This is a genomic window from Marivirga salinae, from assembly GCF_030503855.1.
In the GTDB taxonomy this organism is placed as follows: Bacteria; Bacteroidota; Bacteroidia; order Cytophagales; family Cyclobacteriaceae; genus Marivirga; species Marivirga salinarum.
Genome location: NZ_CP129971.1, coordinates 272,463 through 287,886 on the forward strand (window position 1 = coordinate 272,463; position 15,424 = coordinate 287,886).

At 33.9% G+C, this 15,424-nt stretch carries 16 protein-coding genes; 6 read left to right on the plus strand and 10 right to left on the minus strand.

Annotated features, from left to right (window positions below; genetic code table 11):
* Positions 1-183 precede the first annotated feature (183 nt).
* The 7 genes from QYS49_RS01105 to rimO form a co-directional block, all read right to left on the minus strand.
* On the minus strand, positions 184-1,629 hold the full coding sequence (locus QYS49_RS01105) for a M28 family peptidase (RefSeq protein WP_308349781.1): 1,446 nt from the start codon (positions 1,627-1,629) through the stop codon (positions 184-186).
* Positions 1,630-1,757: 128 nt separating this feature from the next.
* Positions 1,758-2,798: a serine hydrolase domain-containing protein gene (locus QYS49_RS01110; protein WP_308349782.1), complete on the minus strand. Its 1,041-nt coding sequence runs from the start codon at positions 2,796-2,798 to the stop codon at positions 1,758-1,760.
* 327 nt (positions 2,799-3,125) lie between these two features.
* A complete protein-coding gene (locus QYS49_RS01115) occupies positions 3,126-3,632 on the minus strand; it encodes a response regulator transcription factor (protein ID WP_308349783.1) in 507 nt (168 codons plus the stop codon).
* Positions 3,633-3,652: 20 nt separating this feature from the next.
* A complete protein-coding gene (locus QYS49_RS01120) occupies positions 3,653-4,027 on the minus strand; it encodes a response regulator (protein ID WP_308349784.1) in 375 nt (124 codons plus the stop codon).
* Between the two features lie 498 nt (positions 4,028-4,525).
* Complete coding sequence (locus tag QYS49_RS01125; protein ID WP_308349785.1) at positions 4,526-5,101, minus strand: 5-formyltetrahydrofolate cyclo-ligase; 576 nt, start codon at positions 5,099-5,101, stop codon at positions 4,526-4,528.
* The gene (gene bshC, locus QYS49_RS01130; protein ID WP_308349786.1) at positions 5,094-6,659 is read right to left on the minus strand and encodes a bacillithiol biosynthesis cysteine-adding enzyme BshC; all 1,566 of its coding nucleotides are present in this window, start codon (positions 6,657-6,659) and stop codon (positions 5,094-5,096) included. Before bshC ends, QYS49_RS01125 begins: the two co-directional genes overlap by 8 nt.
* A gap of 9 nt (positions 6,660-6,668) precedes the next feature.
* Positions 6,669-7,979, minus strand: coding sequence for a 30S ribosomal protein S12 methylthiotransferase RimO (gene rimO, locus QYS49_RS01135; RefSeq protein WP_308349787.1), 1,311 nt, complete (start codon positions 7,977-7,979; stop codon positions 6,669-6,671).
* A gap of 221 nt (positions 7,980-8,200) precedes the next feature.
* On the opposite strand from rimO, the gene QYS49_RS01140 reads away from it, so the two are divergent.
* Together QYS49_RS01140 and QYS49_RS01145 are read left to right on the plus strand one after the other, a co-directional pair.
* Complete coding sequence (locus QYS49_RS01140) at positions 8,201-8,695, plus strand: DUF6452 family protein (protein ID WP_308349788.1); 495 nt, start codon at positions 8,201-8,203, stop codon at positions 8,693-8,695.
* The gene (locus tag QYS49_RS01145; RefSeq protein WP_308349789.1) at positions 8,664-9,398 is read left to right on the plus strand and encodes a DUF6048 family protein; all 735 of its coding nucleotides are present in this window, start codon (positions 8,664-8,666) and stop codon (positions 9,396-9,398) included. The genes QYS49_RS01140 and QYS49_RS01145 overlap by 32 nt, the downstream gene beginning before the upstream one ends.
* A 22-nt stretch (positions 9,399-9,420) precedes the next feature.
* Here the strand turns inward: QYS49_RS01145 and hemE are convergent, their stop codons facing one another.
* Positions 9,421-10,452, minus strand: coding sequence for a uroporphyrinogen decarboxylase (gene hemE, locus QYS49_RS01150; protein ID WP_308349790.1), 1,032 nt, complete (start codon positions 10,450-10,452; stop codon positions 9,421-9,423).
* A gap of 98 nt (positions 10,453-10,550) precedes the next feature.
* Between hemE and sdaAA the strand changes: the two genes are divergently transcribed.
* Positions 10,551-11,459: an L-serine ammonia-lyase, iron-sulfur-dependent, subunit alpha gene (gene sdaAA / locus QYS49_RS01155; RefSeq protein WP_308349791.1), complete on the plus strand. Its 909-nt coding sequence runs from the start codon at positions 10,551-10,553 to the stop codon at positions 11,457-11,459.
* Positions 11,460-11,465: 6 nt separating this feature from the next.
* Here sdaAA and QYS49_RS01160 read toward each other — a convergent pair whose 3' ends face one another.
* The gene (locus QYS49_RS01160) at positions 11,466-12,422 is read right to left on the minus strand and encodes a calcium/sodium antiporter (protein ID WP_308349792.1); all 957 of its coding nucleotides are present in this window, start codon (positions 12,420-12,422) and stop codon (positions 11,466-11,468) included.
* A gap of 3 nt (positions 12,423-12,425) precedes the next feature.
* The gene (upp, locus tag QYS49_RS01165; protein WP_308349793.1) at positions 12,426-13,076 is read right to left on the minus strand and encodes a uracil phosphoribosyltransferase; all 651 of its coding nucleotides are present in this window, start codon (positions 13,074-13,076) and stop codon (positions 12,426-12,428) included.
* 133 nt (positions 13,077-13,209) lie between these two features.
* Here upp and QYS49_RS01170 point away from each other — a divergent pair, with 133 nt between their 5' ends.
* The 3 genes from QYS49_RS01170 to QYS49_RS01180 all read left to right on the plus strand — a co-directional run bounded on the left by QYS49_RS01170 (position 13,210) and on the right by QYS49_RS01180 (position 15,396).
* Entirely contained in the window at positions 13,210-14,130 is a 921-nt protein-coding gene (locus QYS49_RS01170; protein WP_308349794.1) for a M20/M25/M40 family metallo-hydrolase, read from the plus strand.
* A 2-nt stretch (positions 14,131-14,132) separates the two neighbouring features.
* Positions 14,133-14,660, plus strand: a complete 528-nt coding sequence (gene hpt / locus QYS49_RS01175; RefSeq protein ID WP_308349795.1) for a hypoxanthine phosphoribosyltransferase — start codon at positions 14,133-14,135, stop codon at positions 14,658-14,660.
* A gap of 157 nt (positions 14,661-14,817) precedes the next feature.
* Positions 14,818-15,396: an adenylate kinase gene (locus tag QYS49_RS01180; protein WP_308349796.1), complete on the plus strand. Its 579-nt coding sequence runs from the start codon at positions 14,818-14,820 to the stop codon at positions 15,394-15,396.
* The last annotated feature ends 28 nt before the right edge of the window (positions 15,397-15,424 follow it).

Genomic DNA, 15,424 nt, shown 5'->3' on the forward strand with positions numbered 1-15,424 from the left:
ATTTTAGATATCAATTACAATGCAACAGTTGTGATAACTATTAAACATATGCAATCTCCCTTCTTTTATATTAAAGCCACATTCATAATATAACCAATTAATTATTTTCAGACTTCCCTAGTGTCTACATAATTTCCTGAATGATAAAAACCAACTTACTCATATATTTTGTTGGTCATTTTTTTAGAGCCCATCGCTTTCTAATAATTCAACTACTTGACTTATCAGTTTCACTCTATGCTCTAAGTTTCTATAATTTATTTTGTTAGCTGTATCAGTAGTTTTATGGTAATCTTTATGTATTCCAGAGTGAAAAAAGATAGCAGGGATTCCTTTTTTGTAAAAGTTGTAGTTATCAGATCTTGTAAATAATCCTAATGGGTCACTTGAATCATTTAAGGAATAATCAAATTCACACTTATCATATGCATTATCTGCTTTAATCATAAGTTCATTTAAGGCTTTGGACTGATCAGATCCAATACAATAAAGGTATTTATTACCAAAATGTTTGTCGTCCTTTCTAGAAATCATATCAATATTAATGTTGCATATTATCTTTTCAGGATTGAAAGAATGCTTATTTACGTGATATTCTGAGCCTAATAGTCCAGCTTCTTCGGCAGAAGTTGCCAAAAACATGATATTATAATTCAAATTTCTTGCTTTAGAGAATCTCTCAGCTAGCTCTAATAAGGCGGCAGTTCCAGAGGCATTGTCGTCAGCACCTGCAAAGAACCGATCACCTATTTTTCCCAAATGATCGTAATGCGCACTGATTACAATGGTCTTGTCAGTTTTCCCTGTAAGCAGCCCGACAACATTAGCTGTTTTAATAGTGTTTTCTATTTTTTCAAATTTCGCTTTTACTTTTATCTTTGGAGCATCTTCTATTTTATTTTGTTCAATTAATCTATTTAATTGATTGATAGATAAACCACTAATATTTTTTACTTGAGAATTAGGGATAAGTATGCCATTGACATACTGAATGGTATCCCATTCGGCAATTTTACTCTTTGTCCTATTCTCTCTGGGCAGAGAATGTCTTTTTGCTAAGTAATGACTTTTTAGTGTGAGTCTTATCGACTCAAATTGTTTGTCATTTTCAGGATTTGCTAAAATCACACCAAAAGCATTCCTTTTTGCTAACTTTTTTTTGTATTTAATACCTGCTCTAAGGTTATCAATGAAAATTAAAACAAAGCGGTCAGCCACCTCAATTTTATTTAATTCCTCATCCGTCCCCATTCCACCGAAAACTACTTCCTTTTCAATTTCCTCATTTTGAACATCATTTCCCTGAAATACCATATTTTCAAAATTTGTGAGTTTGGCATTTGGGGTTTCAATATAGACTTCCCCCCAGTATTTCTGCTTCACTTCAAATTCTTCCAGATAGCTACTTTCACTAAAAGTATTTAACCCCAACTCTTTAAAGGTGTCAGAAATAAATCTCTCGGCTTTCTTTTGTCCCTCCGTGCCGATTCCTCTTCCTTCAAGGGAATCCGCTGCCAAGATTTTCACTATTCTCTTAAGGTCTTTTTTGTCAATTTCAGAATTCTGTTGTTGCCCGAATCCTGTTAAAACGAAACTTATTAAAATTGCTGTTAATACTAATCTTTGCATGAAGTTGTAGTTTATTAATATTGACTGGCTCTGATAAATGGGTTTAGAAAGCGTTAAGAATGCAAACTAATAAAAAGCACATTATAATTAAAATCAACTTTATTCGTACCTATAATTAAGCATCATTCTTACTTTTCCTCGCTCAATAAAGCCTCAATAATAGGATATCTAATCTCAACATATTTATCACTGTTCGACAAATAAATAACAACCAAATCCTCATTTATCCCTCTCATAATTTGAGATTTATAACCATTTGCTCCACCATTATGACCAGCAAATAGCCGCTTTTTGCCACTTATTTCAGGGTCGTTTATAAACCAAGCAAAGCCATATCTTATTTCATCATTAAAGGGTGTAAAGATTTCTTTAAAACTCGCCTTTGAGATTAATTGAGTTCCCCTTAAGGCTTGGTCCCATTTAAATAAATCTCCAACGGTAGAATACATTCCTGCAGCAGAAAATGATTGAGACATGTCCCAGTGAGGAGCATTTAAGAAACTATTCTCTTTTTGAATATAGCCTGTCGCTAAGTTTTGTTGAATAGTATCTTGTGAATAGTAACCGGTATTTTTCATATCTAGAGGCTCAAGTATATTTTCTTGCAACAATTGGGCAAAATCTTTACTTGTTACCTTCTCTACAATTACGCCAATTAAATAATATCCTACAATTCCGGAATACTCGAATTGAGCACCAGATTCAAATTCTAAATTTTTTTCACCATATTTCTTAACAAAATCTTCCTTTGTCATTGGTTTATACCTGTCCGTCAAGTCTGCATTCGGAATACCATGAGTGTGAGTAAGCAAGTGCCTTATTGTGATTTTGTCTCCAGTTTCTTTTTTAAAGTTTGGAAGATATTTTGTAATGGGCTCATCTAGACTTAGCTGACCATTTTCAACCAACTGCATAACTAAAACTGCAGTAAATTGCTTTGTAAGTGATCCTATTAAAAATTTCGTGTCCAGATTATTTTCAATCCCGAATGATCGATTAGCTATTCCATAAGCATTCTGAAAGATAACTTGTCCATCTTGCCCCACTAAGACTACCCCGTTTAAATGTTCTTTAGCATCTATCTCATCCAATATTCCTGAAATCTTATCGGTCTGACCGTAAGTTGAAATGCTTACAAGGAAAAATAATATAGATATTAGAATTCTCATGGTTTTTGGTGGTTATGGTGTAGCGTTAAAGCTATAAAAATTGGGATTAATAGAGCACTAATCTTTCTTTCTGCTCAACCCCACTATGTCGTTTAAATTCAATAATTGTGGTGTAATTTACAATTTCCACCTCAAAAAACTAAGATCATATTGATATATGCTTCTTTATTATTATTTGAAATTTTTTAATTTAGTTCTAATTGTTGGCTAGAGTTCATCCATATTATCATAACTAGAAATAGAATTGCAGCTATTCTGTGATATATACGATTTTTCAAAAGCACCAATTCGAATGTAAGAGTTAACATTAGAATTCGAGCAATCCACCTATGATTTAGCAAATCCGATTTTATAGGCAGAGATATTTTCATTCGGAATGCTTTCTTCCTCAGCCAGCCTTTTAAATATTTTCAGAAATTCAATTAAATAATTTAATTTATCTGCTTCGAAATTGATAGGAAAGCAATCATCACCTCCCAGTTTTAAGATCTTCTTTTTAGTTTCAAATTCGATTTTATCTGAAACAATGATAATGGGAATAATATTATTCGAGGCACGAACTGTATGACCAATCTTACTTAAGTTTATAAAGAAGATAGGGTCAATATAATCTGTATGAAATATGATTACATCAGGCGTATTGCTTGAAGTAGCTTGTTCAATGGCAACAATCAACTGGTCGATAGTGAATTTTTCAACTCGAGCAAACATATTCAAATTCGGCTCATTAGCAGCCTCATTACTTATGTAAAATATCCTCTTATTAAACACCTTATCTTTAGTTAAAGAAAAATCTTTAATCTCATTGGTCGAATGGTTATGTATAGCTTCCATAGTGTTACTGTTCAATTTCTTCAAATATTCCGCTCAATAAACTGTGTAATGTGTAACTGCTCTGGATCAAAAGGCTTTTGCAAATACCCCTTCGCGCCTAATGAAAGGGATCTGTTCTTGAAAGCTTCCTCTGACCTATTGCTTATAAAAACAAATGGTATATCGGAAAACATACCACTCTTTGAAATACTTTTAAAGAAATCAAAGCCATTCATATTTGGCGTATTAAAATCTGAAACAATCATGGAAGGGATATTCCCTTTAGAAAGCCATTTCATTCCAGCCAAACCATCATTTTTAAAAATCAATTCATAGTCAGTTTTCAACAAAACATCCAATAAAAATCTCATTGGCTCATCATCCTCAACTATCAAAATCGTGTGCTTCCTATTCATGTAACTTATTTTACGATATTATTCACATTATCAATGAATATCTTTATACTTTTCTAATAAAATACTGATTTTTACTAATATTAAATCATATGTATCATCATTTTTTTACATAATTATTAGATTATATATTACATCTAATATCATATGTATAAATTCACAGTACAAATTTATTTTATTAATTATCAGTATTTTACGCAAACGAATTAAAAAAGTTAAAACTCATTTTATTTATAAATATTACATACTACTACAAGGATATCTGACACCATTTGGTAATTGATGATTTATAAGAATTTATCGTGTAATATTTATTACATTATTTAATATTATTATTACATTACTTTGATAAAAATTGAATAGATGTAGTAATGACTAAACGACTAAAACAAGAAAGAAAACTATTTAGGAATATATTTCACTCTTACTATTCCGGAATGAATAGCAGTGAATTTTGGAAGACAACAAGAGGCTCTATTGAATTAAATTTAAATTATTAAGCTAGCTGATATCATGCAACTCAAAAGGCGTTATCATACTATGCATAGGGATATCATATTGATTAGCATAAACATTACTTTCTAACAAGGGGCCTAATGTTACACCGACAAACTTGGTATTGCTTTTACATTTTTGTAAGAATCTATCGTAATAGCCTTTTCCATAGCCAATCCTGTGTCCGCTTTTGCTTCCCACCACCATTGGGACTAAAACACAGTCAATTTTATCAACTAAATAAGGAGTACCATCTTGTGGTTCTGGTATCCCCCATTTATTTTCTAGAAAAGTAGTATTCTCTGTGATTTTTACGTGACTTAAAACAGGATTTTTCAAATCGGAAATTGCTGTAATGATATCAATTTTAGGTTTTTTGCTCCATAAAAATTGGATGAAAGGAAAGATATCAGGCTCCTTGTTTTTCTTGATAGGGATAAATGTATGGATGCTTTTAAACTGGTGTATTTCTTGAAATTCAATTAAACGATGGTAAAGCAGCTGATTTCTTCTTTCATATTCAGCTTGACTTAAAAACTTCCTTTTCTCTAAATAAACTTTTCTTAAAGTATTTTTATCCATCCCATCGCATTATATGGAATTGTAAATTAAAAGGATTAAAAGACTTTGTCAATTTTCTGATAAACTTAGGATCAGCCATATAAAAGCTTAGAAAATTCTCTTTCCGCTCTTGAAGCCCATTGCCTGGAAATAAAAAATCTTTTATCTCATCGATTTGCCGCATTTTATCAGAATGCTTTCGCTTTTCTGCAGCTAACATTTTCTTTTCAATTTTATTTAGCGAATTGCTAATCTTTTCAGTTTCAGCTTCTGTCATTTGAGATAAACTCAAATCTACTTCACCCGCAAAATGCTTAATATTTTCTAATATTGCCTTTAATTCTTTACGCTCTTCATTTAAATTCAACTTCTGAGCGGTAATCTTTTTTGTAATTTGCTTTTTCAACAACTCCCTTTCGGTAAACAAATCAAGTTTATTTAACTTCAGTTTTTTTATTTTATGCCGAATCCTGTTAGGGATAATCATTCCAAAGTTTCGTGGCAATAAAATAGGGAAAGGGATTTGAAATGATTCAAAAACAGACTTCAACTGCATCCAATAGGCTACTTCTGCAGGTCCGCCCGTGTAGGCTAAATTAGGTAAAATTGCTTCTTGATATACTGGCCTTAAAACAACATTAGGACTAAATCTTTCAGGATGATTTTCAATTTCTGATTTTATTTCTTCTTCAGTAAAAGTCAACTCGGTATTTAATACCTTGAACTCCCCATTCTCCTTTACAATTCTTTCTCTTAATCCATCCTTCAAATAAAAAAAGTTGATTTCTCGGGGATAGGTCTGGGTTTTATAGCCTAATTCATCTAAAGATGCCGAGCAATTTTCAACCAACTTATTAACAGAATTATGTAAAATATCATCCTGAATAATATTTTTAAATTCTGTTTTTAAGCTAGCATTATCTGCATCAAGCACCACTAAGCCATATTTACCATAAAGTGTGTTTACATATTCACGAACTGCATCAGCTAGATTAGCAGATTGAGCGTAAGACTTATGAAAAACACTATTTTCACCACTAATTTTATTTGCTAAGTCATCTAAACCATCCGTTTTCATTCTACCTACGGCACCACTCTGTTCAGTATTCCATTTAAATTTTTTACCCTCCAGCTGAACAGATTTTATCTCCTCCAAATCATGATCTTCAGAAGCCATCCAGTAAACGGGAACGAAATTATAGTCAGGGTATTTGGCTTTTAATTGCTTACAAGCATTTATGACGGTAATTATCTTGAAATGAAAATATAATGGTCCGGTAAAAATATTAAGTTGATGACCAGTTGTAAGGGTAAAAGTCTTTTCATCACCCAGACTTTCAATATTTTGTTTAACAGCCTCCTCAACTTTAGAAACTTCTGCGTATTGAGCCTCTAACACTTGAACAAGCTGCTTTCTATTAATGCTATGTTGGGATTTCTCCTGAATTTGACCTTCAAAACTTTCAAGGCTTGGGTAGCGGTGATAGAATTTTTTAAGCTCCTCTTTTTGTTGTACAAAATCAGTAAATATTGGCGCAAAAAGACCAGTTTCTGAAAAATCAATACACGCTACCTTCATATTTTAATGTTATTTCAAATTACCGTATAAATCAAACTCAGTTGCATCAGTGATTTCTACTTCAACGAAATCTCCAATTCTAGCATAGCTTTCTGTGGCATCAATTAACACTTCATTGTCTACTTCAGGTGAGTCATGTTCTGTTCTACCCACAAAAAATCCACCTTCTTTTCTATCTACCAAAACTTTGAAAGTTTTACCGATTTTCTCTTGATTTAATTCTTGAGAAATTTGAGTTTGTAATTCCATTACGGCATCGGTTCTTTCTTGTTTGATTTCATCCGGAACATCATCCTCAAAACTAAAAGCATGTGTATTTTCTTCATGAGAATAAGGGAAAACACCTAAACGGTCAAATCTTGTATTCCTTACAAAATCCATCAACTCCTGAAAATCTTCTTCAGTTTCTCCTGGGTGACCAGCAATTAAAGTAGTTCTCAAGGCAATTCCAGGCACTTTCTCTCTGATTCGCTCGATTAAAGCCTCTTGTTTTTCACGAGTAGTTCCTCTGCGCATCATTTTCAGCATTTTAGTGGAGCCATGCTGAAGAGGCATATCTAAATAATTACAGATATTGTCTCGTTCTGCCATCACATCTAAAATATCTTCAGGGAAACCAGTTGGAAAAGCATAATGTAATCGAATCCATTCTATTCCTTCCACATCGGAAAGCTGCTTTAATAATTCAGCTAAGTTTCTTTTTTTATAAATATCCAATCCGTAATAAGTTGAATCTTGAGCAATAAGCAAGATCTCCTTAGTACCATTTCTGGCCATATTTTTAGCTTCTTTCACCAATTCTTCTATTGGGCGAGACACGTGCTTTCCACGCATAATCGGAATAGCACAAAAAGAACAAGGGCGATCGCAACCCTCTGCTATTTTCATATAAGCAAAATGATTGGCGGTAGTAGTTATTCTTTCCCCTACTAACTCATGCTTATAATCAGCATTGAATTTCTTCAAAAGCATTGGCAATTCCATAGTACCGAAAAAGGCATCTACCTGCGGAATTTCCTTTTCTAAATCATCTTTATATCGCTGCGAAAGACATCCTGTTACGTATAATTTCTCAATTATACCCTCCTCTTTTGCATCTGCATAGCGTAAAATAGTATCTATAGATTCTTGCTTAGCATTATCTATAAACCCACAGGTATTGACTACTATGATGTTAGAATCATCTTTATCTGATTCATGCGTAACATCAATATCATTGCCTCTCAATTGTGTCATCATCACTTCGGAATCCACTAAATTTTTAGAACATCCTAGTGTGACCACATTAACTTTGTCTTTCTTTAATCCTTTCGTCTTCAAAATTTTCTCCTCTTTAAAATATATCTAAAACAGTATACATCAAATTTTATGATTTAATTCAAAAAATCTAAAGCACATCATCCACCTTTCAACAACAGCTCCTGTTTCAAGATGCAAAGTTAATCAAATATTATAGGAATTGTTTTCAGATGTGATGAATTACAATCAATTCCTGCCTAACTCGTTTAGCTTGTCAGAATATATAATATCTTTGCACCCCAATGGAATCAATTATCAAAAAAAGCTTAGTAATATTATTAATCGCAGGCATTTTTGCTTGTGATGTTGATAGCAATTGTGGAAGCATAAACGTGGATTATGTGACCTTTGGCACTGTAACACTTAATGCTAATTTAGAAGAAGCACCGAAAAATGTGAGCTTTGACAGTATTATCAGCCCACAAACTGACAGTATCTTTAGATATAAAGACAGTATTTCTATTTCAAGTTTCAGATTACCATTAAGCCCTGTAGAAAATCAAACAGATTTCTTTTTTTATTATTCTATTAATAATGCTAATGACACTGTTAAATATGGTGATACGATTCGCTTCACCTATGAAAAATTGAATAGAGTAGATTCTCCTGAATGTGGAGTTGATTTCGAGTTTGTTGGCATGGATACTGCTTATCAAACATTTGATTCTTTAGTTATTGTAAATGATACATTAAAAAGGACTATAAATGCGCCTAATATTAAGTTGTTTATTTTTTAGTCTCATCAGCTTTTCCGTATTCGGGCAAAGAACTGGAAGTAATGCAGAAGTTGATTCAGCTGAACAAAAAATTGTAGAGCCTGAAAGACCAAAAGTGCCTAAATCTTTCTTTATTCCAACAGGGATTAGGATTGGAACTGATTTGGTGGCATTAGGTGTAAATGCCTTTGGCAACAATCGCCAGCGATATGAATTTCAGGCTGATGTTGATTTTCATAGAATTTATTTAATTGGGTCTTACGGTATAAATCAATACCAAATTAGTGGTGAAAACTTTGAATATAGCAATGATGGTAATTATTTCAGGATTGGATTAGAAGCTAACTTTCTAAAATTTGATCCTGACTACAATACTTTAACTTTTGGATTACGGTACGCAAGAGCAAATTATTCTGAAAGCTTAACGACCAATATGACTAGCCCAATTTACGGACCCTATGAAGAAAGCTTAAATAATGAGACAGTAAGTGCAAGATGGTTTGAAATGACAACCGGATTGAGAGTAATGGTTTTAAAAAACCTATATATGGGCTATACTTTTAGAATCCAGTTGAACCGCAAATTATTTGATGCTTCTAGTTTCAGATCTTATGATATACCCGGATTTGGAAGAGCGGAGTTTAAAAACAGATGGACATTCAATTATTATCTGACCTATAGAATTCCATGGAAAGAAAAACAAGTGATGGAAAGATCACGGTAATTCATGACCTTTCCAAAAGCCTTTATTTAACGCTATATTCTTTCACTGCCTCTATAAAATATTTTACATGATCAGGATTAATATCCGGATAAACACCATGTCCTAAATTGGCAATATGTCTGTCCGAACCGAACTGTTCCAACATTCTGACGGTGTGTCTTTTAATCGTTTCTTTATCAGCATACAAAACACATGGATCAAGATTTCCCTGTAAAGTTTTGTTATTTCCAACGGCTTTTCTTACCTCTATAGGATTCATCGTCCAGTCCAGGCCGATGGTTTGATAATCAAGCTTGCTTAAATCAGGAAAAGCGGCATGGGCGTCTTTAGCGAAGATAGTTTTAGGAACATCCTGTATGGCATCAGCAATTTTCCGTAAATATGGAATAGAAAATTCTTTGTATTGTTCATGGGATAAAATTCCTGCCCAGCTATCAAAAACCTGCACTAAATCTGCTCCAGCTTTAATTTGAGCTTTTAAATAAGCAATAGTGCTATCCGTAATCTTACTCAAAAGTTGATGAGATAAGTCCGGCTCTGTATAAAGCATAGCCTTAGCCTTAGAGAATGTTTTGCTACCAGAACCTTCCACCATATAGGCAAAAATAGTCCATGGAGCACCTGCAAAACCAATTAATGGAACTCTGCCATTTAATTCCTTCTTAGTGATTTCAATAGCTTTCGTCACATACGAAAGGCTTTCTTCCACATCGGCAACTCGAAGTTTTTCGACATCGGCTTTTGATTTGATCGTTTCTGGGAAACGTGGCCCTTTTTTTTCCACCATTTCATACGGCAATCCCATAGCTTCTGGGATCACTAAAATGTCGGAAAAAATAATAGCAGCATCCACATCCAGAATGTCAACAGGCTGTATAGTAACTTCAGCTGCTAATTCTGGAGTTTGCGCCAATTCAATAAATCCACTAACACTCGCTCTGACTTTTCTGTATTCGGGTAGTATCCTTCCAGCTTGTCTCATCAGCCAAACAGGAGTTCTTTCCACTTTTTCACCTTTTGCTGCTCTCAGCAGCAGATCATTTTTTAATTCCATATTGCAAATATACATTCATATTATGCTTCTGAATTATAATAATGCTAAACTTTTACGTTTCTTTGCCGATTAAAGGATTAGGTTAAATCTATACTGTTATGTCAATACTTTTTAGTGAATTTAAGGAATGGAAAGAATACTGCGAGGAGAAAGGTGTTAAACTTTTTGAACCAGTATTGGAGTATGAAAAAGATCAAAAGGGAAAAGATGCAGATTTCGTATGGGAAAATTTGCAAAAAGCCTATGATGTAATGCGAGATGCCGTAAAAACTGGACTGGAAGAAGACATGCAATCTCGATCTGGAATGATTAATAATGGAGCCAAAAAGGTATATAAAAATCCCATAACAGTTTTAGATCCTAATTTCCAGAAATTAATTGCCAGAGCATTAGCTGCAAAAGAAGTGAATTCTTGTATGGGGAGAGTGGTAGCTGCACCTACCGCAGGAGCTAGCGGAATTTTGCCAGGCACCATGTTTACGCTACAGGAAATTCACGGATTAGAGGATAGGAAAATATTAGAAGGGCTTTTAGTGGGTGCTGGAATTGCTTTAATTATTGAACAAAAAGCTTCATTAGCAGGCGCTGTTGGAGGTTGCCAAGCTGAAACAGGAAGTGCAGCCGCAATGGCTTCTGGGGCAATTGTTTATTGTTTAGGTGGAGATATTGATCAAGTATTTAATGCAGTTGCCATTACCATTCAGTGCATGTTAGGTTTAGTTTGCGATCCTGTTGCTGGACTTGTGGAAGTGCCTTGCGTAGTAAGAAATGCAAGTGCTGCAGCTATAGCCAATTCTTCTGCCCAAATTGCTTTATCCAATGTAAGTGGTGTTATTCCAGTTGATGAATGTGTAGATGCCTTAGGTGAAGTAGGGCAAAGCATGGAAACGAAATATAAAGAAACTGCAATGGGAGGTTTAGCAGCTACACTAACAGGTCAAAACATTTCTAAAAAAGTGTTAATTCAGGATATAGAAATGCTACCTGATGAAGAAGAAAATGATTGATTCACTTTATGATATGACTGTAATGGTATAATAAAGGTAAATCCCAACTAATATTAGCCCTTCGTAACGGTCCACAATCTTATTTAAAGCCATAAATGGTAATATGAGTAAGGTAATTCCCATCATCCATATCATATCTGAATTAACTATTACTTCACTTACTTCTATCTCAGATATCAGGCTAGTTATACCTAATATGGAAAGAATATTGAAAATATTAGATCCCATTAGGTTTCCTAGTGCCATATCGGTTTCTTTTTTAAATGCGGCTACAACAGAAGTTACTAATTCTGGCAAACTAGTTCCTAATGCTACGATTGTAATACCAACAATACGCTCACTGACTCCCATATAAATTGCTAAATCCTTGGAACTATTCACAAACCAGTCTGAACCAAAATACAGCCCAGCTCCACCAATTGCAATTAAGGAAAGATCCTTAATCATATTCTTCTTTGAAGCAGGAGTTGGCTCTTCAACTTCAATCCCAAGTTCTTCAGGGCTTATGTGATTTTTTCTTGATCTTCTAATAATAAAAAACAAGTACAAAGCCAAAAGTAATACAAATCCAATACCCTCATAATCATTCACATACCCTTCCTGAACTAAGAAATATAATAATAAAGAACAGCCCATGGTCATAGGCCAATCAATTTTTATGGAATCAGAATTAACAGGAATGGGTGCTATTAGAGCAGTAACTCCTAATACTAGTGCGAGATTACAAATATTAGAACCAATCACATTCCCCATTGTAATGTCTGGACTTCCAGCAAGTGCTGCCTGAATACTAATCAATAACTCAGGAGCAGAAGTACCAAAAGCCACAATAGTAACTCCAACCACTAAAGGGGACATTTTTAATCTTAAAGCAATTCTTGAAGCACCTCTAACCAATAACTCTCCTCCTAAAATAAGTACCGCCAAACCAACTATGAGCAATATGGTGTTAGATAGAGGCATAAATTAACGAGTGTGTTTTTGTCCGTAGCTTAAATCTCCGGCATCGCCTAACCCTGGTAAAATATAAGCATTTTCATCAAGCTCTCTATCTAAGGAACCTAAATATATGTCATAATTTCCTGTGAGATTATCATTTATAAACTGTACCCCTTCCGGTGTGCCTATGGCTGCTGCAATGATAATTAATTCAGGTTTAGCAATTTGCCTTATATGTTCAATAGCTTTGATTAATGATTGACCAGTAGCTAACATTGGATCAGCCAAAATTAAAGTTCTACCTTCCAATGGAGGTAGCGCTTCATAACCCATTTCAATAGTGAAATTAGTTTCGTCTGTGTGTTTCCTATAAGCTCCTATAAAGCCCGAATCTGAATGATCGAATATATTAAGAAACCCTTGATGAAATGGTAATCCTGCTCTTAAAACACTCACTAAAACAGGGAAATCATGCATTAAGGCAACAGATGTCTTTTCTAGAGGTGTTTGAATATCTCTATTTTGATAGTAAAGAGATTTTGAGATTTCATAAGCTAATAATTCAGCTATCCTCTCAAGGTTTCTCCTGAACCTATAGCGATCTTTTTGAATATCGATTTCTCTCAATTCCGCTAAAAAATGGTTTGCAATGCTATTTTCTTTATTTAAAATATACATTTATGGTAGTAGGTTGACATTATTTGGAGTCAAAACCTAAATATAATTTTATTTTTTAAGAAAAAAATTAAAAAATGGAAATATCCGGTTCAGAAGTTCAATTCTACTCTTAAAAGATTTTAACTTTGCACCAATGATAGATTACAAACTACTACAGCAACTATGCAGTATTCATGCTCCTTCAGGAGAAGAATATATGGTGAAAAACTTCCTGCTCAACTATATTAAGAAAAATCAATCCGATTGGAAAGTACAACCAAAGCTTCATCACGGTGAGGATTTCCAAGATTGTCTTGTACTGGTTTTTGGAGAACCAACAACAGCAGTTTTTGCTCATATGGATTCGGTAGGTTTTACTGTTCGTTATGAAAATCAACTTATACCAATCGGTGGGCCGGAAGCTAAAAATGGTTATAAATTAAAAGGAGAGGATTCATTGGGTCCTATCGCATGCGATTTAGAACTGAATGAAGAAAATCAAACCTTTTATAAATTTGGAAGAGGAATCGATAGAGGAGCTAGCCTAACTTTTGAATGTGATTTTAGAGAAACTGAAGAACACATCCAATCATGCTATTTAGATAACAGATTAGGTGTTTTCAATTGTCTTAAACTAGCAGAAACCTTAGAAAACGGCATGATCGTTTTTTCTGCTTATGAAGAACACGGAGGTGGAACAGTGCCCTTTTTGGCAAAATTTATGGTTGAGCAATATGGTATTCACCAAGCCTTAATTTCAGACATCACTTGGGTAACTGAGGGAGTTAAACATGGAAAAGGAGTAGCCATTTCAATGAGAGACCGTAATGTCCCTAGACAATCATTTGTTCAAATGATTCAAAATATGGCGGATAATTCAGGAATTCCTTATCAACTGGAAGTAGAAGCAAGCGGAGGAAGTGACGGTAGAGAATTACAAGATTCCCCCTACCCTATCGACTGGTGTTTCATTGGGGCACCAGAAGATAATGTCCATTCTCCAGATGAAAAGGTCCATAAAAAAGATATTGAGGCTATGGTGGCTATGTACAAATTCTTAATGAGTGAATTATAAAAATGATCAAGATTATAGATAAGGAATTTATTCCATACATATCAGCTGAAGAAATCAACAGCAGAATAAAGGAGCTTGGAACCGAAATCAGTAAGTCTTATAAAGATGAAAAACCACTCTTGGTAAGTGTGCTAAATGGTTCTTTTATGTTTACAGCTGATTTAATACGGACAATTGATACTGCTGTGGAGGTAACTTTTATTCGAGTAGCATCATATGAAGCTTTAAAAACTACAGGAAAAGTTCGGGAGATATTGGGGCTGAAAGAGAACGTATTTGGAAGAGATATTTTAATTTTAGAAGATATAGTTGATACAGGCACTACTTTAGAGCATCTGATGAATGCCTTTAAAGATTTAGGTACGAAATCCATTAAAGTAGCCACTTTATTGCATAAACCTGATGCCCAAGAAAAAGCCGACAAGCCTGATTTTGTAGGTTTTGAAATTCCTAATAAATTCGTTGTGGGATACGGACTAGATTATGAAGGATGGGGAAGAGAACTTAAGGAAATCTATCAATTAAGATAAATGTAACAATTTTAAACATAAATCTTTTATATTTGATTTTCATTTATACCAAAACCAACAATTAATTTCAAGAAATTTTATTGTTAGGTACTGGTTATAAAACAGTTATAAATTTTATTGGAGTAATTGCCTAATAGGCTCTATTTAAATTACAATCATGTTGAATATTATATTATTTGGCCCTCCCGGAGCGGGAAAAGGCACACAAAGCGAAAAAATAATCGATAAATATAAATTAACTCATATTGCTACTGGCGATTTATTTCGGAAGCATTTAGGAGAAGGAACAGATTTAGGAAAACTAGCTCAGAAATACATGGATGAGGGGAATTTGGTACCTGATGAAGTGGTGATTGGTATGGTAGACGAAAAAATCAAAGAGACCCAATCCAGCAGCAGTGGTTATATATTTGATGGCTTTCCAAGAACAGTTCCGCAGGCAAAAGCTTTGGATACTTTATTGAAAGAAAAAGGCGAAAAAATTGCCGGAATGATTGCGTTGGATGTTCCTGAAGAGGAATTAAAAAAACGAATTAAAGAAAGAGGAAAGACTTCTGGTAGAACGGATGATCAGGATGAAGCCAAAATAGAAAATAGAATTAAGGTTTATCAAGAAGAAACTTTACCAGTTGCCAACTATTATGATGGTGAAGGTAAATACGTTAAAATCCATGGAGTAGGAACTATAGATGAGATTTTTAGTAAAATTTCAAATGAAATTGATAAATTAAAATAAAATTTATCCAATTTTACTGAAGCCGACC